The organism is Catenulispora pinistramenti, assembly GCF_018274385.1.
In the GTDB taxonomy this organism is placed as follows: domain Bacteria; phylum Actinomycetota; class Actinomycetes; order Streptomycetales; family Catenulisporaceae; genus Catenulispora; species Catenulispora pinistramenti.
Genome location: NZ_JAAFYZ010000019.1, coordinates 22,127 through 39,315 on the forward strand (window position 1 = coordinate 22,127; position 17,189 = coordinate 39,315).

At 72.1% G+C, this 17,189-nt stretch carries 18 protein-coding genes; 12 read left to right on the top strand and 6 right to left on the bottom strand.

Translation table 11 applies throughout. From position 1 onward, the window contains the following. Positions 1-4 precede the first annotated feature (4 nt). Complete coding sequence (locus KGQ19_RS08175) at positions 5-910, top strand: phosphate ABC transporter ATP-binding protein (RefSeq protein WP_212008485.1); 906 nt, start codon at positions 5-7, stop codon at positions 908-910. 80 nt (positions 911-990) lie between these two features. Here the strand turns inward: KGQ19_RS08175 and KGQ19_RS08180 are convergent, their stop codons facing one another. Then, entirely contained in the window at positions 991-1,941 is a 951-nt protein-coding gene (locus KGQ19_RS08180; protein ID WP_212008486.1) for a glutaminase, read from the bottom strand. Continuing rightward, positions 1,931-2,056 carry a hypothetical protein gene (locus tag KGQ19_RS50930; RefSeq protein WP_268907750.1) on the bottom strand — a complete coding sequence of 42 codons (126 nt, stop codon included), beginning with the start codon at positions 2,054-2,056 and terminating at the stop codon, positions 1,931-1,933. The genes KGQ19_RS08180 and KGQ19_RS50930 overlap by 11 nt, the downstream gene beginning before the upstream one ends. 96 nt (positions 2,057-2,152) lie before the next feature. On the opposite strand from KGQ19_RS50930, the gene KGQ19_RS49385 reads away from it, so the two are divergent. The 3 genes from KGQ19_RS49385 to KGQ19_RS08195 all read left to right on the top strand — a co-directional run bounded on the left by KGQ19_RS49385 (position 2,153) and on the right by KGQ19_RS08195 (position 5,254). Further along, the gene (locus KGQ19_RS49385) at positions 2,153-3,487 is read left to right on the top strand and encodes a sensor histidine kinase (RefSeq protein WP_212008487.1); all 1,335 of its coding nucleotides are present in this window, start codon (positions 2,153-2,155) and stop codon (positions 3,485-3,487) included. Next, on the top strand, positions 3,484-4,143 hold the full coding sequence (locus tag KGQ19_RS08190; RefSeq protein ID WP_212008488.1) for a response regulator: 660 nt from the start codon (positions 3,484-3,486) through the stop codon (positions 4,141-4,143). Before KGQ19_RS49385 ends, KGQ19_RS08190 begins: the two co-directional genes overlap by 4 nt. Before the next feature lie 124 nt (positions 4,144-4,267). After that, the gene (locus KGQ19_RS08195) at positions 4,268-5,254 is read left to right on the top strand and encodes a sigma-70 family RNA polymerase sigma factor (RefSeq protein WP_307856365.1); all 987 of its coding nucleotides are present in this window, start codon (positions 4,268-4,270) and stop codon (positions 5,252-5,254) included. A 2-nt stretch (positions 5,255-5,256) separates the two neighbouring features. Here KGQ19_RS08195 and KGQ19_RS08200 read toward each other — a convergent pair whose 3' ends face one another. Continuing rightward, complete coding sequence (locus KGQ19_RS08200) at positions 5,257-5,550, bottom strand: hypothetical protein (RefSeq protein WP_212008489.1); 294 nt, start codon at positions 5,548-5,550, stop codon at positions 5,257-5,259. 132 nt (positions 5,551-5,682) lie between these two features. On the opposite strand from KGQ19_RS08200, the gene KGQ19_RS08205 reads away from it, so the two are divergent. Beyond that, on the top strand, positions 5,683-6,249 hold the full coding sequence (locus tag KGQ19_RS08205; protein WP_212008490.1) for a dihydrofolate reductase family protein: 567 nt from the start codon (positions 5,683-5,685) through the stop codon (positions 6,247-6,249). Positions 6,250-6,280: 31 nt separating this feature from the next. On the opposite strand, the gene KGQ19_RS08210 is transcribed toward KGQ19_RS08205, so the two are convergent. Beyond that, positions 6,281-7,117, bottom strand: coding sequence for a hypothetical protein (locus tag KGQ19_RS08210; protein WP_212008491.1), 837 nt, complete (start codon positions 7,115-7,117; stop codon positions 6,281-6,283). Between the two features lie 155 nt (positions 7,118-7,272). On the opposite strand from KGQ19_RS08210, the gene KGQ19_RS08215 reads away from it, so the two are divergent. The 5 genes from KGQ19_RS08215 to KGQ19_RS51780 all read left to right on the top strand — a co-directional run bounded on the left by KGQ19_RS08215 (position 7,273) and on the right by KGQ19_RS51780 (position 11,850). Further along, the gene (locus tag KGQ19_RS08215; RefSeq protein WP_212008492.1) at positions 7,273-7,845 is read left to right on the top strand and encodes an acyl-CoA thioesterase; all 573 of its coding nucleotides are present in this window, start codon (positions 7,273-7,275) and stop codon (positions 7,843-7,845) included. Next, positions 7,842-8,222, top strand: coding sequence for an ACT domain-containing protein (locus KGQ19_RS08220; protein WP_212008493.1), 381 nt, complete (start codon positions 7,842-7,844; stop codon positions 8,220-8,222). Before KGQ19_RS08215 ends, KGQ19_RS08220 begins: the two co-directional genes overlap by 4 nt. 77 nt (positions 8,223-8,299) lie before the next feature. After that, positions 8,300-9,358, top strand: coding sequence for a glycosyltransferase family 2 protein (locus tag KGQ19_RS08225; RefSeq protein ID WP_212008494.1), 1,059 nt, complete (start codon positions 8,300-8,302; stop codon positions 9,356-9,358). A 6-nt stretch (positions 9,359-9,364) separates the two neighbouring features. After that, positions 9,365-10,531 (top strand): glycosyltransferase family 4 protein, encoded by a 1,167-nt coding sequence (locus KGQ19_RS08230; protein ID WP_212008495.1) that lies wholly within the window; start codon positions 9,365-9,367, stop codon positions 10,529-10,531. A 56-nt stretch (positions 10,532-10,587) separates the two neighbouring features. After that, positions 10,588-11,850: a glycosyltransferase family protein gene (locus tag KGQ19_RS51780; protein WP_212008496.1), complete on the top strand. Its 1,263-nt coding sequence runs from the start codon at positions 10,588-10,590 to the stop codon at positions 11,848-11,850. A gap of 2 nt (positions 11,851-11,852) precedes the next feature. Here the strand turns inward: KGQ19_RS51780 and KGQ19_RS08240 are convergent, their stop codons facing one another. Next, on the bottom strand, positions 11,853-12,404 hold the full coding sequence (locus KGQ19_RS08240) for a Uma2 family endonuclease (protein ID WP_212008497.1): 552 nt from the start codon (positions 12,402-12,404) through the stop codon (positions 11,853-11,855). Between the two features lie 236 nt (positions 12,405-12,640). Between KGQ19_RS08240 and KGQ19_RS08245 the strand changes: the two genes are divergently transcribed. Continuing rightward, positions 12,641-14,158, top strand: a complete 1,518-nt coding sequence (locus KGQ19_RS08245; RefSeq protein WP_212008498.1) for a glycosyltransferase — start codon at positions 12,641-12,643, stop codon at positions 14,156-14,158. Positions 14,159-14,226: 68 nt separating this feature from the next. Then, positions 14,227-15,780, top strand: coding sequence for a glycosyltransferase family 4 protein (locus KGQ19_RS08250; protein WP_307856366.1), 1,554 nt, complete (start codon positions 14,227-14,229; stop codon positions 15,778-15,780). A gap of 63 nt (positions 15,781-15,843) precedes the next feature. Here KGQ19_RS08250 and KGQ19_RS51785 read toward each other — a convergent pair whose 3' ends face one another. Beyond that, a complete protein-coding gene (locus KGQ19_RS51785; RefSeq protein ID WP_212008499.1) occupies positions 15,844-16,788 on the bottom strand; it encodes a helix-turn-helix domain-containing protein in 945 nt (314 codons plus the stop codon). Positions 16,789-17,189 lie beyond the last annotated feature (401 nt).

Here is a 17,189-nt window from a genome sequence, read left to right on the forward strand (position 1 = left end):
CACGATGACCGAGATAGAAGAGCACGGCGGGGTGGCGACGGCCTCGGCCGCGGACGCCCCCACCGAGCAGCTGCCGCCGGTTCCGCCCGGCCCCGGCTCGGCCGCTGGTCCGGACGGGGACGGGGCCGTCGGCCGCCTGTCCAGCCTGGAGACCCGCGACCTGTCGGCCTGGTTCGGCGACCACAAGGTGCTGGAGCGGGTGTCGCTCACCATGGCGCCCGGCGAGGTGACGGCCCTGATCGGGCCGTCCGGCTGCGGGAAGTCCACGTATCTGCGGATCCTGAACCGCATGCACGAGATGGTGAAGTCGGCGCAGCTGGCCGGGCAGGTGCTGCTGGACGGCGCCGACATCTACTCGCCGGGCCGGCGCCCGGCGGACATCCGGGCCCGGGTGGGCATGGTGTTCCAGCGCCCGAACCCGTTCCCGGCGATGTCCATCTACGACAACGTGGTCAGCGGTCTGAAACTGGCCGGGATCAGGGCCAACAAGGCGCGGCGTGACGAGCTGGTGGAGACCAGCCTGACCCAGGCCGGTCTGTGGATCGAGGTCCGCAACCGGCTCCGCGCGCCCGGCGGCGCGCTGTCCGGCGGCCAGCAGCAGCGGCTGTGCATCGCCCGCTCGCTGGCGGTGGAGCCGGACGTGCTGCTGATGGACGAGCCCTGCTCCGCCCTGGACCCGACCTCCACCCGCCGGGTCGAGGAGACCATCGCCGACCTGCGCGGCCGGCTGACGATCGTGATCGTCACCCACAACATGCAGCAGGCCGCGCGGGTCTCGCAGAGCTGCGCGTTCTTCCTGGCCACGCACGACACGCCGGGGCGGATCGTGGAGGCCGGGCCGACGCGGCAGCTGTTCGAGGACCCGCAGGACGAGCGGACCTCGGACTACGTGAACGGCCGGTTCGGCTAGCCCGGAACGGGTTTCGGTGCGGCGCCGGCCGGGTCTTCAGGGCCCGGCCGGCGCCGTGCTGTGTGCGCCGCCGGCCGGGATCAGAACACCGACCAGCCGGTGGCCGCGCTGAACCGGTCCAGGGCCTCCACCCCGGCCACCGAGTTCCCGTGCGGGTCCAGTGCCGGCGACCACACGCACAGCGCCGCGCGGCCCGGGACCACGGCGACGATGCCGCCGCCCACGCCGCTCTTGCCGGGCAGGCCCACCCGGAAGGCGAAGTCGCCGGCCGCGTCGTAGGCGCCGCAGGTCATCATCAGGGCGTTGACCCGCTTGGCGCCCAGGACCGGGAGCAGCCGGGTGCCGTCGGTGCGCACGCCGTGCCGGGCCAGGAACAGCGCCGCCATCGCGGTCTCGGCGCAGCTCATGGCGATCGAGCAGTGCCGGAAGTAGTGCTCGGCGGTGAGGTCCACCGGGTTCTCGATGTTGCCGTAGGCGGCCATGAAGTGGGCCAGGGCCAGGTTCAGGTCGCCGTGCTCGCCCTCGGAGGCGGCCACCGCGCCGTCGATGGTGACGGTGTGGTCGCCGGACTCGGCGCGCAGGAAGTCCAGGACGGCGCCCGCCGCGTCGCCGGTCTGGGTCTGCAGGATGTCGGTGACGACCAGCGCCCCGGCGTTGATGAACGGGTTGCGCGGGATGCCGCGTTCGTACTCCAGCTGGATCAGCGAGTTGAAGGCGTTGCCGGACGGCTCCACGCCCACCCGGCCGCGCAGCGCCCCGGCGTCCCCGGCCATCACCAGGGCCAGGGTGAACACCTTCGAGATGCTCTGCAGCGAGAAGCGCTCCTGGAAGTCGCCCACGCCGTACAGGTGGCCGTCGACGGTGGCCAGGGCCATCCCGAAGCGGTCCGGCGGCACATTGGCCAGCGCCGGTATGTAGTCCGCCACGCGTCCTTCGCCGACGTATGGCGCCACCTCGTCGGCGACCCATTCCAGCAGCGCGTCGTAGGCGATGTCGTCCACCGAGACCGCCGCGCCCTCCTCAGTCGCCATCTGCGGCGCACCCCGGGATGTCCAGCCTGGTCTGGATGTCGGCCGCCCACTGCCGGTCGTGTGTGGTCTCCATGAACTCTTTCCAATCGATCAGCAGATAGGTGAGGTCGATCACGCCGCGGTGCCGGAACTGCGCGTGCTGGTCATGATCCCATCGTTCCCCTACGAAAGGAGGACGTGCGCCGATCCGTGGGCGACCTACGCTGAAGGGGTGAAATCCCCGTCCTGGCTCCCGCGCGCCCGCGACCTCGCGGTGATGTCGCTGGCCCTGATGGAGGCGCTGGCGGACCTGCTGGATGACGAGTACGCGCACCACGACCTGGCGATGGCGCTCTGGCAGACCTCGCTGGCGGTGGTCGGGACGGCCGCCCTGTGGTGGCGCCGGTCGCACACCGAGCGCGTGACCGTGCTGACGATGGTGCTGTGCGTCGCCGGCCAGGTGCAGGTCCCGCTGGCGATGATGCTCTTCGCCCTGGCGGTGAAGCGCCGGGACCGCTGGATGTTGGTCCTCACCGCCGTCGCCTACGTGGCCTTCCTGGCCGAGACGGCGGTCCAGAACCACGACGTGACCTTCGGCGACCTGCTGACGACCCTGCTGGTGGTCCTGGTCCTGACGCTGTCCGGCGCCTACTTCGGGGCCCGCCACGACCGCCTGGTGGCCCTCCAGGAGCGCGCGGAGCGGGCCGAGGCCGAGCAGGAGGCGCGGGCCGAGGCCGCCCGGCTGGCCGAACGGGCCCGGATCGCCCGCGAGATGCACGACGTGCTGGCGCACCGGATCTCGCTGATCGCGCTGCACGCCGGCGGCTTGGAGATCACCGAGCGCCCCGAGCCCGACGCCGCCCGGCAGACCGCCGGCCTGATCCGGGAGACCGCGCGCTCGGCGCTGGAGGACCTGCGCAACGTGCTCGGCGTGCTGGCCAGCGGCGACACCTCGGCCCCGCTGGCCCCGCAGCCGCGCTTCGCCGACATCGCCGAGCTGGTCGAGCGCTCGGCCGCGGCCGGCGTGTCGGTGCGGCTGGTGCCGAACAGCAGCCTGGGCCTGGAAGCCGAGGTGCCGGAGGCGGTCGGCCGCGCCGCCTACCGGGTGGTCCAGGAGGCGCTGACCAACATCCACAAGCACGCCGCCTCGGCCGCCAGTGCGGTCCGGCTGTCCGGCGCTCCGGGCATCGGCCTGGAGGTGCGCGTGGAGAACCAGGCGCCGCGGGCCGTGGGGACCTCGCTGCCCGGCGCCGGCTCGGGCCTGGCCGGGCTGCGTGAGCGGGTCGAGGTGGCCGGCGGCTCGTTCGAGGCCGGTCCGACCCTGCGCGGCGGCTTCCTGGTGCTGGCCTGGCTGCCCTGGCCGGAGAACGGGACCAAGGAGGAGGCGGACTACGGCGTGATCGTCACCCCGTCCGCCGGCAGCCGTTCCCACCCCGGGAACCTCAAGAGGGGTCCGGAGAATCCAGTCGGCGCCGCCTGCGCCGCCGACGATGACAAGAACCACGCCGCCCCGACCGCCGGTCCCGCCGACCGCCGCCTGATCCCCGCCCCGGAGCCCGCCGCATGATCCGCATTCTGCTCGTCGACGACGAGAGCCTGGTCCGCGCGGGTCTGCGCACCATCCTGGAGTCCGCCGAGGACCTGCGGGTGGTGGCCGAGGCCGAGGACGGCTCCCAGGTGATCGACGCGCTCGCGGCGCACCGTCCGGACGTGGTGCTGATGGACGTCCGGATGCCGCGCGTGGACGGCCTGGAGGCGCTGCGCCGGGTCCAGGCCACCCCCGACCCGCCGCCGGTGGTCATGCTCACCACCTTCGACCTGGACGCCTACATCTTCGAGGCGCTGCGCCTGGGCGCCACCGGCTTCCTGCTGAAGGACACCCCGCCGCGCGACCTGGTCTCGGCGATGCGCGTGGTGGCCCGCGGCGACGCGATGCTGTCGCCGCCGGTGACCAAGCGCCTGCTGGACCACTACACCGGCCTGCGCGTCGCGGACCGCGCGGAGCAGGCGGCGAAGCTGCTGACCGACCTGACCCCGCGCGAGCGGGACGTGCTCGCCGAGGTGGCGCGGGGGCTGTCGAACGCGCAGATCGGCAAGAACCTGTATCTGAGCGAGGCGACGGTGAAGGCCCATGTGTCCCGGGTGATGGCCAAGCTCGGCGTGGCGAACCGAGTGCAGGCGGCGTTGGTGGGGCGCGATGCGGGGCTGCTCGACCAGGCGTGAGCGTGCCCTCGGCCCCCGGACGCCGGTCACAGGTCCGCCGCAAGCCTGTGATCAGCCGGTTCCGCCGTCCCGGTTTCCCGCACCCGCACCCCGTTTGTCAGAAGGCCGGGCTATCGTGAAAAACGTGTCCACGACCACAGACCGCGACGCCGTCGCCGAGCAGCTCGAACCCTTCCGCCGCGAGCTGACCGCCTACTGCTACCGGATGCTGGGCTCCGCGTTCGAGGCTGAGGACGCGGTGCAGGAGACGCTGCTGCGGGCCTGGTCGAAGTTCGACGGGTTCCAGGGGCGCTCGCAGCTGCGGACCTGGCTGTACCGGATCGCGACCAACGTGTGCCTGGACATGGGGCCGGCGGCGCAGCGGCGGGCCCGGCCGATGGACTTGTTCTCACCGGGATCGGCGACCGCGCCGAACATGGCGCAGCTGGAGGAGAACGTCTGGGTGGGGCCGATCCCGGACGAGCGGGTGCTCAGCGGGGATCCGGCGGAGGTCGCGGTCGGGCGGGAGAGCATCCGGCTGGCGTTCGTCGCCGCGTTGCAGCAGCTGGCGCCGCGGCAGCGGGCGGTGCTGATCCTGCGCGAGGTGCTGGCGTGGTCGGCCGCCGAGACCGCCGAGCTGCTGGACTCCTCGGTGGCCTCGGTCAACAGCGCGTTGCAGCGGGCCCGGGCCACACTGGCCGACGGCGGCACGGCCGGGGACACCGCCAAGCCGCTCGACGAGGAGCAACGCGAGTTCCTGGCCAAGTACGTGAAGGCCTTCGAGGCCTTCGACATCGACGGTCTGACCGAGCTGCTGCGGGCCGACGTCACCTTGAACATGCCGCCCTACCAGCTCTGGCTGCAGGGCATCGAGGAGCTGCGCACCTGGTGGGCGGGCCCCGGCAGCGGCTGCCGCGGTTCGCGGCTGCTGCCGGTCGAGGCCAACGGGACGCCGGCGTTCGCGCAGTACCGGCCGGCCGAGGACGGTGACGGCTTCACGCCGTGGGCGATCATCGTCCTGGAGATCCGGGACGGCGGACTGGCCGGGATCGGCAGTTACCTGGACACCGACCGATTGTTCCCGCTGTTCGGGGTGCCCGCGCGGCTCCGGGCCGACGGTAGCCCGGCCTGACCTCAGCCCCCGGGCTTCGGCAGTAGCTCCACCGGTAACCCCTCCGCCCCCGGATCCGATAACCCCTCCGGCTCCGGGGCGTCGTCGGGCCCGCCCTCCGAAGACCCGCCGTCCATCAGGAACACCTCCTCGAGCCCGGTCACCGCCAGCAGCAGCCGCAGCCGCTCCCCGACCCCGGTGAGCACCAGCTCGTTTCCCCGCCGCCGGGCGTCGAGCCGCCGCCGCGCCAGCCGCTCCAGGTCCGCCCTGGTCGGCCGCTCGATCGACGACACGTCGTACCGCTCAATGCGCCTCACGCCATTAAAGACCGGCTCCGCGGCGCCGATTCATCGTTCGTGCGCGAAATTCCGAGCCGGAGCGATGAGTTCCGCCCCGCGCCGTCGTCTGACCCGGTGAAGCGACCGACGATCCCCCGAGGAGTCACCATCATGCGCACCATCACCGCGGGCCTGTTCTCCGCCGCCGACGGCGTCGTGGCCGAACCGCAGGACTGGCACTTTCCCTACTTCAACGACGAGCTCGGCGTGGCTGTGATGGAGCAGCTCGGCGCCGCCAAGACCGTGCTGTTCGGCCGCACCACCTACGAGGGCTTCGCCGCCGCCTGGCCGGCCCGCGAGGCGGCCGGCCAGGACCTGGAGATGGCCAAGGCCCTCGGCGACGCGCGCAAGATCGTCGTCTCGCACCAGAAGCTGGACCTCACCTGGCGCAACTCCGAGCAGGTGGAGGGCGACCTGCTGGACTTCGTCCGCGAGCTCAAGGCCGGCGACGGCGGCCCGATCGGGGTGTCCGGCTCGGTCTCGGTGGTGCGGCAGCTGCTGCGCGCGGGCCTGCTGGACGAGCTGCACCTGTTCGTCCACCCGATCGCCCTCGGCCAGGGCCTGCGGATCTGGCAGGACGACCTGGCCGAGCCGATCAAGCTGCGGCTGATCAAGTGCGACGTGTTCAAGACCGGCACGCTGCACGTCGTCTACGGTCCGGCCGAGGACGCCGCGTAGCAGTAGGCCGATCAGTAGCGATCAGTGTCGATCAGTAGGGCCGCGCGCCGCCGTAGGGGTCACGCTCCTGCGGCGGCGCGTTGGTCTCCGTCGCCGCGTTCGCCGATTCGTAGCCGCTGTAGCCCGGGGTGGGATCGCCCGACGAGTACGGCGACGTCGGGCTGAACGAGTAGTCCTCGCTCGCGCTCTCCGGGTCCGGCGAGCCCGGCGAGGCGGACGACGACGACACCGAGGACGGCGAGTAGTCCGAGTAGTCCATCGCCGGGGACGGGTACTCCCGCGTCGCCCTCTCCTCCTGCGCACCACCCTCGGTGGACCCGTACACCAGCACCGCCACGAACCCGACCAGCCAGCCGGCGAACAGCCCGAACGCCAGCCCCAGCGCGATCAGCGCGTAGTAGATGTCGCCGCGCCCGAACCGCGCGTTCGCGGGATCGTCGGCGAGTCCGGCGGCGACCCTGAGTCCGGCGATGGCCGACCCGGCGATCAGCGCGATCGAAGCGGCCAGCCCGGTGACGAACCAGCTGCCGAGGAACAGCGACCAGCGTCCGCGCTCGGCGCCCACGCCCCGGCAGACCAGCATCAGCAACAGGAAGGTGAGCACCACCGCGATCACGGGTTCGGCCAGCATGCCGTAGAAGAGCCGGCTGGGCTCGCCGCTCTCCTTGGTGGCCCGCCACGCCAGCGCGCTCAGGCCCCTGACGGGACCGGCGATCCAGCTGTGCGCCGCGTTGCCGTTCTCAGCGGACCGGCCGTTCCGCCAGTGCTGGGTCCACTGGTTGTCGAAGGCGGCCAGCAGCGCCAAGAGCACCAGTGCCGCGAACCCCGCTATAGCCGCCCCGCGTCGCGCGGAGATGTTTTGAGCCATCAGACGCCCCCTGTCCTGTGTCCGCTCCCTGACATCTTGGCGCCGGGAGCGCGGCGAGGATAGCCCTTACCCCGGCGTGACCGGCGCTATCGTCTCCAGCGGATCGGATCGATGCCCGGATCGAGGCACGTCCCGGGACGATCTACGCTGAAGGGGTGACCGATGACGCCCCCCGTACCGCCGGCGGCCCCGCGCCCCGCACCACCGCCGCCTCGCGCACCATGCTGTCCCACATCATGGGCCCCACCGAGGTGAACCTGCTCGGCACCGTGCACGGCGGCGTGGTCATGAAGTTCGTCGACGACGTCGCCGGGGCGGTGGCCGGCCGGCACTCCGGCGGCCCGGCGGTCACCGCCGCGATGGACGAGATGCAGTTCCTGAACCCGGTACGGGTCGGCGACCTGGTCCACGCCTACGCCCAGGTGAACTGGGTGGGCGCCACCTCGATGGAGGTCGGCGTGCGGGTGATGGCCGAGCCCTGGAACGAGGCCGGCACCGCCCCGCGCCACGTGGCCAGCGCCTACCTGGTGTTCGTCGCCGTCGACGACAAGGGCCAGCCGCGTTCGGTGCCGCCGCTGGTGCTGGAGACCGATCTGGACCGCCGCCGGCACGGCGAGGCCGAGATCCGCCGCAGCCACCGGCTGGCCCGCCGGCGCGCCATCCAGGCGGCCCGGGCCGGGGCGGTGGAGGGCGCCGAGGTATCGGTACCGGCGGAGGCCGGGCAATGACCGCCGGCGGCTCCCGGGCCCAGCGGCTGCGCCTGGTCCCCGGGCGCTTCGTGGTCGAGCACCTGCCGGCCGCGGTCGCCCCGCCGAGCGGCTGGATCGCGCAGGTCCGCGCGCCCGAGGGGCTGACGGTGGTCCGCGAGGTGGTCGGGCCCGAGCCGGCCGGCGTCGATCTGTGGCGCGCGCTCTACGGCGGCGACTCCGCGCACGGCCTTGACCTGCCCGGCATGCTCGCCGCGCTGCTGGAACCGCTGGCCGCCGCCGCGGTCCCGGTGTTCGTCGCCTCCACCTATCACGCCGACCTGGTCCTGGTCCCCGAACCCGCCGCCGAGCGCGCGGTCGAGGCGCTGCGGGCGGCCGGGCACACCGTCGATCGGTGACCCCGCCGGGTCACTGTTTGATCGCGGTCCGCGCATCCGCCGGAAGGCAACAGATCCTGCCGGTAACCTGACCGACGATGAACGTCTCAGAACCCTCCGCGGCATCGCTTGAGGAGCACAAGACCACCTGGCCCCCGGTCTCGGTGATCATGCCGGTCCTCAACGAGGAGCGCCACCTCGCCTTCGCGGTCAACGGCGTCCTGGCCCAGGGCTACCCCGGCGAGCTGGAGCTGATCCTGGCGATCGGCCCGAGCACCGACCGCACCCAGGCGATCGCCGACGAGCTGTCGGCCGCCGACCCGCGGGTGCGCAGTGTGCCGAACCCCACCGGCCGCACCCCGGCCGCCCTGAACGCGGCGCTGGGCGAGGTGAAACACGGCATCGTGGTCCGGGTCGACGGCCACGGCGAACTGGTCCCCGGCTACATCGCCACCGCCGTCCGGCTGCTGGAGCAGACCGGCGCGGCCAACGTCGGCGGCGTCATGCGGGCCGAGGGCGTCACCGGCTTCGAGCAGGCCGTGGCCCGGGCCATGACCAGCAAGCTGGGCGTCGGCAACGCGCCCAACCACACCGGCGGCGAGGGCGGCCCGGCGGACACCGTCTACCTCGGGGTGTTCCGCCGCGACGTGCTCGACGAACTCGGCGGCTACGACGAGCACTTCACCCGGGCCCAGGACTGGGAGCTGAACTACCGGATCCGCGAGTCCGGCGGGCTGATCTGGTTCGACCCGGGCCTGTCGGTGACCTACCGGCCGCGCCCGACCTTCCGGGCGCTGGCCAAGCAGTACAAGGAGTACGGCCGCTGGCGCCGAGTCGTGATGCGCACCCACGCCGGCACCGCGAACCCGCGCTACCTCGCGCCGCCCGGAGCGCTGCTGGCCGTCGCCACCGGCACCGTCGTCGGCCTGGCCGGCCTCACCGGCGGCCCCGGCATAGCGGTGCTCGGTTTCATCATCCCCGTCGGCTACTTCGGCGCACTGACCGCCGGCGCGCTGTACGAGTCGCGCGGCCTGCCCTCGGGCGTCCGCGCCCGGCTCCCGCTGGTGCTGGCCACCATGCACGGTTCCTGGGCCTACGGTTTCCTCACCTCCCCGGCGCGCCTGGCCAAGGCCACCGGCAAGACCCCGAAGAAGTAGCCGCGCATGCGCATCCTGATGCTCGTCATCTCCAACGTCGCCACCGACACCCGGGTGATGCGCGAGGCCGCGGCGCTGGCCGACGCCGGCCACGCGGTCCACGTCGTCGGCAAGGACGTCTCGACCGGCTACGAACCGCCGGCCGGGGTCACGGTGTCCAGCGTCGGCGCCGGCTCGGCGTTCCGCAAGCAGGGCGCCGAATCGCTGGGCGCGCGGCGCAAACTCCCGCCGCACCTGCGCACCGCGCGCTGGCTGCTGCTGCCACAGCACCGCAACTCGGCGTTCGCCTCGTGGCGGGCCAAGGCCAAACAGCTGGCCGGGAAGCAGGAGTTCGACATCGTGCACGCGCACGATTTCAACACCCTGCCACTGGGCGTGGAACTGGCGCAGGACAAGCGTGTCCCGCTCGTCTACGACACCCACGAGCTCTGGCAGGGCCGGCCGCGGGTCGGCCGCCCGACGCCGTTCCAGAAGCGCCGGGAAGCCAAGCAGGAACAGGCCTGGGGCGCCCGCGCAGCCGCCGTCATCACCGTCGGCGAGGGCGTGGCCGAGGCGCTGCGCACGGCTTACGGCTGGCGCCACGTCGAGGTCGTCCGCAACACCTTCCCGCTGCCCGAGGGCGGCCCGGTCGATCCGCCCAAGGGTGTGTCAGGGGCCGTATACGCGGGCCGCATCGCGCCGTTCCGCGAGCTGGAGGCGATCGCCGGGGCCTCGGAACTGGTGAAGCCGCTGCGCATCGTCATCGCCGGCCCGGCCGACGACACGTATCTGGGCTCCTACGACTCCAAGGCGGCCGAGGTGCTCGGCGCCCGCCCGGTGGACGAGGTGGACGCGCTCCTGCGCGAGCTGGGCATCTCCCTGGTCACCCACTCCGACAAGTGGCAGAACCACCGCCTGGCGATGCCGAACAAGCTCTTCCACGCGGTCCGCGCCGGCGTCCCGGTGGTCGGCACCGACGTGCAGGAACTGCGACGCGTGGTCGAGGAGCACAAGCTGGGGGCCCTCTACCGGCCGGGCGACGCCGAGTCGCTGGCCGAGGCCCTGCGCGAGGTCGCGGACAACTACGCGACCTACGCGGTCAACGTGCGCGCGGCCGCCCCGGCACTGAGCTGGGAGGCCGATTCCGAGGTCCTGCGCGGGATCTATGAGCGCCTCGCCCCGCGAGGCGATTGATCCGCCGGGTTCAGGACGAGTGGTTCGCGCCCGGGCCGGGGCAGTAGGGTCGGTCCGTGTCGAAGCTCCGCGTCCTCTACGCCCCCCGGGACATCGCCGGCCAGCCGTCCGAGTGGGCCAAGGCGCTGCGCGCGCAAGGCGTGGACGCGCAGGTGTGGTCGTTCGGTGAACCGGCCTTCGGGCTGCGCCCGGACCGCGAGTGGGACCAGGACCGGCTGCTGGCCGACCCGATGTATCGCTGGCAGGCGCTGGACGAGGCGGTGCGCTCGTTCGACGTGTTCCACCTGCAGTACGGCCGCGGGCTGCTGGACGCCAGGGAGCCGGTGCTGCCCGAGCTGTGGGACCTGCCGCTGCTGCGCTCGCTCGGCAAGCGGGTCTACATGCACTGGCACGGCTCCGACGTCCGCCTGCCCTCGGTCCACGCCGAACGCGAGCCGGACTCGTACCTGGCCGGCGCGACGGTCGATGAGGACGCCATCCGCGCGCGGGTCTCGGTGGCCCGCCGCTTCTGCGACGCCATGTTCGTCTCCACCGCGGGCCTGCCGGACTACGTCCCGGACGCCGAGCTGATCCCGCTGGCCCTGGACGTCGCGGCCTGGCGCACCACGCGCGGCGCCGAACCGGCCGTCCCGGTCGTGGTGCACATGCCGTCCCGGCGCGCCACCAAGGGCTCGGACCTGGTCGACGCCGCCCTGCGGCCGCTCCACGACGAGGGCGTGATCGGCTACCGCCCGCTGTCCGGCCTGACCCGCGACCAGGTCAAGGCCGAGTTCGCCACGGCGGACCTGGTGGTCGACTCGCTGACCATCGGCGACCACGGAGTGGTCTCCTGCGAGGCGATGGCCTCCGGCGCGATCGCGATCGCGCACATCCACGAGCGCGTCCGCGCCCGCGAGGCGATGCCCGGTGCCCCGGTGTCGCAGGTCCCGATCGTCGAGGCCACCGGCGCATCGCTGGCCGAAGTGGTCCGCAAGCTGGCGGCCGACCCGGCGGAACGCACGCGGCTGCGCGCCGAGGGCCTGACCTGGGTGACGCAGCGCCACGACAGCAAGGTGGTGGCGGCGCAGCTGCTGGCGGCGTACAACCGCCCGCGCGGCCGGGTGGTCAGCGCCTACCCGGAGTGGCCGGAGTCGACCGGCAAGAAGCGGGTGCGGGAGCTGGAGGCCGAGATCGAGCGGCTGCGGGCCCAGCTGGGCCCGAACGGCGAGCCGCTGCCCGGCCTGACGCGTCGGGACCGCTTGGAGGAGCGGCCCGGGCTGCATCTGGCGGTGCGCAAGGCCGATCGGGCTTATCGCGGGCTGCGGAAGAAGCTGAAGTAGGGCTACTCGCCGAGGGCGTAGCGGGCGATGGCGTCGAGGTCGAGGGGGACGTCGATGTCGGCGACTTTGAGGGTCACCTGGCCGAGATGGGTCACTTCGTCGCCGCGCAGCGGGATCTCGAAGAGTGCGAGGCGTCGGCCGCTGCACTCGATGCGCCACGAGGGAATGCCGGCATCGCGGTAGAGCGCCGGTTTTACCCGGCGGTCGTTCACTTTGGAACCGGGCGACATGATCTCGATGGCCAACACCAGGTCGCTCGCCATCGCGGTGCGGTTAGGGGCGAAGTCGGCCGTATTGATGACGAAGACATCAGGGCGGACGACAGTAGTCTCTTCGAGGGTGACATCGATGTCGGTAAAAACTGGAAACGCGCTCCCCATGCTGTCTTCGAGGATTCGAAACAGGCGGTTCGCTGCTCGGTTGTGCCAGAACGCTGATGACGGACTCACGGCCAGTGCACCTCCGATGAGTTCCACCTTGAGCTTCTCGTCCACGTCGAGGTCGAAGAACTCTTTGGTGGTAAGCGGTTCGGAGGCGTGCATGATGGAGTTCAAGTCGAAACCTCCTTCGATTCGCCTGCCATCATCCGCCGGACTCATCGGGAATCAGCCCCTCTCTTTTCCTCTCATTCACCCGTTCAGCCCATCCGGTCCGCTCGAACGAGTACTCACATCATCCCTTACCCCGCCCTCGGACCGGTCGCCCACACCCCACCCGCCTCACCCGAATCGGCTAACGTGGCGGCACCGGCCGACCGACCGGGTACGCGCCACCAGAAAGCCGCCGAGCCATGCCTGAGCAGGATCAGCCCGCCGCCGCCCGCAGCCGGGCCGCCGTCGTCTCCGCGGCGCCCGCGGCCGCCGCCGAGGCCGCGCGGGCGGAGGCGGAGCGGCTGCTCGCCGACGGGTACAGCGTCCTGCTGCTGACTCCCGCTTTCGGCAAGCGGAAGCCGGATCCGTCGCGGGGCGGCGTGCACGTCGTCGAGGTGCGGGTCGGGACGTCCTTCGACTCCGCGCCCGGGGCGTTGGGCAAGATCGGGCGTAAGGCCGTGCTCACCACGCGTAACGCGCGCGGCAAGGCGCTGGGGAATCCCGCGGCCACCTGGTCCGCCGCCGACATCGCCGCCGAGATCGGTCCCTACCTGGACGCCTTCGCCCCGGATGTGGTCGTGGCGTGCGACAAGACCGCCGAGAAGGCGGTGGCCAAGATCGGCCGGGCCGCGGTCGCCCCCGGCAAGGCGCAGTCGAAGGCGGAGAGCCCGGCACAGCCTTCGCTGCTCATCGGGTCCAACAACAACGCCGGTATGGGGTACGCGTGGGCCCGCGCGGTGCGGGAGCACGCCGGGATCACGGCCCGCAACATCCAGAAGAAGAGCTACGCCTTCGCCTACGGCTCCGACATCAAGGCCGAGGACAAGGACTGGGTCGACCCGCTGTGGGGCCTGGCGCGCGTCGCCGACACCCTGGACACCGTCACCCACGTGCTGTCCGAGAGCGGGCTGGCGGTCTTCGGCCGGCTCAACGGCGGGCTGCTCGCCGACGACCTGCCCGAGCTGCGCCGGGCCGGGATCCGCAGCGGGCTGCTGTTCCACGGCTCCGACATCCGGTCGCCCGACCGGCACATCGAGCTCTACAAGTTCTCGCCCTTCCGCGCGCCGGTGAGCGAGGAGGACCAGAAGCTCACCGAGGTGCTGCGCGGCAAGACCGACGAGATGGCCAAGTGGGTCGCGGAGTTCGACGGCCCGGTCTTCGTCTCCACCCCGGACCTGATCGACGACGTCCCGCACGCCACCTGGCTGCCGGTGGTCGTGGACCTGGAGCAGTGGACCGAGGGGACCCGGGCGCCGCTGGAGCGCGAGGTGCCGGTGGTCGTGCACGCGCCGTCCCGCCCGTTCATGAAGGGCTCGGACCTGATCGAGCCGACGCTGCGCGACCTGGAGTCCCGCGGCCTGATCGAGTACCGGCGGCTGGAGCACATCCCGCAGGCCGACCTGGTCGGCGTGGTGCAGGACGCGGACATCGTGCTGGATCACTTCGTGATCGGCAATTACGGCGTGATGACCTGCCAGGCGATGGCCGCCGGCCGGGTCAGCATCGCCAACATCGACCAGCGGGTCCGGGACCGGGTGCCGGCCGAGATCCCGACCATCCAGGCCGACCCGGACTCGCTCGGCGAGGTGATCGAGGGTGTGCTCGCCGACCGGGACAAGGCGCGCGCGGTGGCGGCCACCGGCCGCGCGTTCGTCCGCGAGTTCCACGACGGCCGCAAGTCCGCCGAGGCCATCGGACCCTGGCTCAGGGGAGCCTAACCCAAGCTCGGGCTCGGATTCGCCGTTGCTAGAATCCGAGCCAGTCCACACCTGCCCCCGGAGGAACAGTGACCACGTCCGACCAGCGCCGTCCTCGAGTAGTCATGCTGGTCGGGAACTTCATCGACGGCGACTCCCGGGTGCAGAAGGAAGCGCGCTCGGCGGCCGCGGCCGGCTGGGACACCTACCTGGTCGGACGCTCCTACACCGGCAAGCGCGAGGAGTCCGAGCTCGGCGCGGTGACCGTGGTCCGCGCGGCCGAGACCATGGCCGCCACCCGCTACCGCTCCTCGCACCCGCACCGGCGCGGTGTCAAAGGCCTGATCGCCTACTCCTCGCAGGACGTGAGCCGGGTCAAGCACCAGCGGCAGCGGCTGCGGCAGATGGACCTGGCCGCCGAGCGCGAGCTGCTGGCCCGCCGGATCAGCGCCGGCGCGGGCCCGTTCGCCGCGCTGTTCGGCAAGGCCGGGCTGACGACCAGCGGCACCCTGGTCCGGGCCCGCGGCTACTGGGTCGCGGCCCGCAAGCGCGCCTTCGACACCAACTACCAGAGCGCCCAGCAGGCCCCGAGCTCGGCGTTCGAGCGGATGCTGGCCAAGCGCGGCGGCGACACGTCCTCCTGGGACGTCCAGCCCCGCCTGATCGACTTCGAGGACTCCTTCGGCCGGGTCGCCGACCAGCTGGAGCCGGACGTGATCCACGCCAACGACGCCGAGATGCTCGGCGTGGCGGTGCGCGCGGCGGCCCGGGCCCGGGCCAAGGGCCGCAAGGTCGCGGTGGTCTACGACTCCCACGAGTACACCGCCGGTGACGTCCGTCCCGAGGACGTCACCTGGGCCCCGGTGATGTTCGCCCAGGAACGCAAGTACATCGCCGCCGCCGACGGCGTGGTGGCCGCCGTGGACAACTTCGCCGACAAGCTGGTCGAGCACCACAAGCTCACCGTGCGCCCGACCGTGGTCCGCAACATGCCGGAGGCCTCGACGTTCACCGTCGCCGGCGGCAAGGAACCCGGCGTCCGCGGCCACCTGGGCCTGGGCCCCGAGGCGACGATCCTGGTGTATCCGGGCGCCGTCACCCCGATCCGCGGCCTGGACACGGCGGTCCGGGCGCTGCCGAAGCTGGCCGACACCCACCTGGTGCTCATGGTGGCCTCGCGCGGCGGCTACGTCGCCGAACTGGTGACCCTGGCGGGCGAGCTGGGCGTCGCAGACCGCTTCCACGTCCTGGACTACGTACCGGTCGAGGAGCTCACCGACTTCATCGCCTCGGCCACGATCGGCATCGACACCCTGCGCCGCATCCCCACCCAGGAACTGACGATCACGACGAAGTACTGGTCGTACATCGGCGCCCGGCTCCCGGTCGTGGTCAGCGACGTCAAGGCGGCCGGGGCGCTGACCCGCGAGCTCGGCAACGGCGAGGTGTTCGAGGTCGACGACGTCGACGCCCTGGTGCGCGCGGTGCGCGCGGTGGCCTCGGACCGCGAGCGGTACGCGGCGGTGTACACCGACGAGATGCTGGCCGCGCATAGCTGGGAGGGCCAGGTGCCGGCGCTGCTCGCGCTGTACGCACAGGTCAGTGGGCTGACGCCGGAGCCGGTGGAGACGTCGGCGGACTGAGCTCACGGCTGTCCTCGTGACCGCCGCGGGTGGAGGCCGCCCGGCCATCAATCCACGCCGGCCCTAAAGCCAGCCGCGCCGCGCCGCCTCGACCCCGGCCTCGAACCGGCTCTCGGCACCCAGCCGGTCCATCAGGTCGGCCATGATGCGGCGCACGGTGCGGGCCGAGATGCCCAGGCGCTTGGCGGCCACGTCGTCGGTGAGGCCGTCGGCGAGCAGCCGCAGCAGGTGCCGGTCGGTGGGGGACAGGCCGGCGCCGGATTCGGAGGCGGAGGGCATCCCGAGCGGGACGGCGTCCGTCCAGATCAGTTCGAACAGGGCCGTCAGTTGGTCGATCAGCCCGGGCTCGCGGACGCACAGGGCGCCGACGCTGGTCTCGTTCGGCTTGATCGGTACCACGGCCGTCTTGCCGTCCACGATGAGCAGCCGGCGGGTGACGGAGGGGGAGAGCCGGACCTCGCTGCCGCGCTCGGCCATCCAGCGGCCGTAGGCGATGGTGGTGGCGTCCTGGCGGACCGTGGAGTGGTAGAGCACCCGGACCCGGACCCGGCTGGCCAGGTCGTCGTCCGCGGACTCCGAGGCCTTGAGCGCCGCCGGGTGGATGGTGCTGCCCGGCACCATTGACAGGACCTCGACCATGGCGCCGGAGGCCAACTGCTCCAGCCCGACCTGGACCGCGTCCAGGCCGATCAGCCGCTCGGCCGGCTCCCGGTCGGCTTCGGCCGCCCGGCCCGCCGCCACGGCGTCCCGGCTGGCGGCCAATTCCTCTTCCTGCCGCCGCACCAGCAACTGCATCCCGGCTACCAAGGGGACCGGATACAGCCCGCCGGTGCGTTCCCGCGAAGGCCGCAGCAAGGCCAGCTCCACGAGGCTGTTCAGGGTGCCCCGGATGTCGTCCTCGTCCTGGCCAAGGCGCTCTGTCAGCTCGTGGACGCCCACTGAGGGGTCGGCGAGCATCGCGCTATAGACCGCTTGCGCTAGCGGATCCAGACCTAGCGAACCAAGCACGGCACACCCCCTTTTGCAGTATCCGGCCTCCCGTGCCGGACCCATGCTCGCAGCCAGGGCCTTGGCGATCAAGGGGGAAACCGCACGATTCCGGATAGGGGTCGTGGCCGGGACCGGCCTGGCCTAAGGCGGACGGGCCTGCGCCATTCCGTGCGCCACCCGTCGCGGGACAGACTCGGACCGACGCCCGGTACGGGGCGTTCAGGGCCCGGCCCGGTGTTCCCAGGCCCACAAAATCCGCCGCAATGAATGGATTCGTCGTGTCTTTTTTCAAGCGTGTCCTCGTTGGCTCCGCGCTGGCGGCCGCCCTTGTCGCGGTGCCGCTTGTCCCGGCCACCCAGACCACTCATAGCCAGGTCGGGGCCGTGATGGTCCAACCAGACAGCGGTGGTCAGTGGTGC

Bases quoted from the DNA above. Each gene is read 5' to 3' on its own strand.
- KGQ19_RS08225 (WP_212008494.1), top strand. From the start codon at position 8,300: ATGAACGTCTCAGAACCCTCCGCGGCATCGCTTGAGGAGCACAAGACC.
- KGQ19_RS08245 (WP_212008498.1), top strand. From the start codon at position 12,641: ATGCCTGAGCAGGATCAGCCCGCCGCCGCCCGCAGCCGGGCCGCCGTC.
- KGQ19_RS08175 (WP_212008485.1), top strand. From the start codon at position 5: ATGACCGAGATAGAAGAGCACGGCGGGGTGGCGACGGCCTCGGCCGCG.
- KGQ19_RS08230 (WP_212008495.1), top strand. From the start codon at position 9,365: ATGCGCATCCTGATGCTCGTCATCTCCAACGTCGCCACCGACACCCGG.
- KGQ19_RS08210 (WP_212008491.1), bottom strand. From the start codon at position 7,117: ATGGCTCAAAACATCTCCGCGCGACGCGGGGCGGCTATAGCGGGGTTC.
- KGQ19_RS08180 (WP_212008486.1), bottom strand. From the start codon at position 1,941: ATGGCGACTGAGGAGGGCGCGGCGGTCTCGGTGGACGACATCGCCTAC.
- KGQ19_RS08190 (WP_212008488.1), top strand. From the start codon at position 3,484: ATGATCCGCATTCTGCTCGTCGACGACGAGAGCCTGGTCCGCGCGGGT.
- KGQ19_RS08205 (WP_212008490.1), top strand. From the start codon at position 5,683: ATGCGCACCATCACCGCGGGCCTGTTCTCCGCCGCCGACGGCGTCGTG.
- KGQ19_RS08220 (WP_212008493.1), top strand. From the start codon at position 7,842: ATGACCGCCGGCGGCTCCCGGGCCCAGCGGCTGCGCCTGGTCCCCGGG.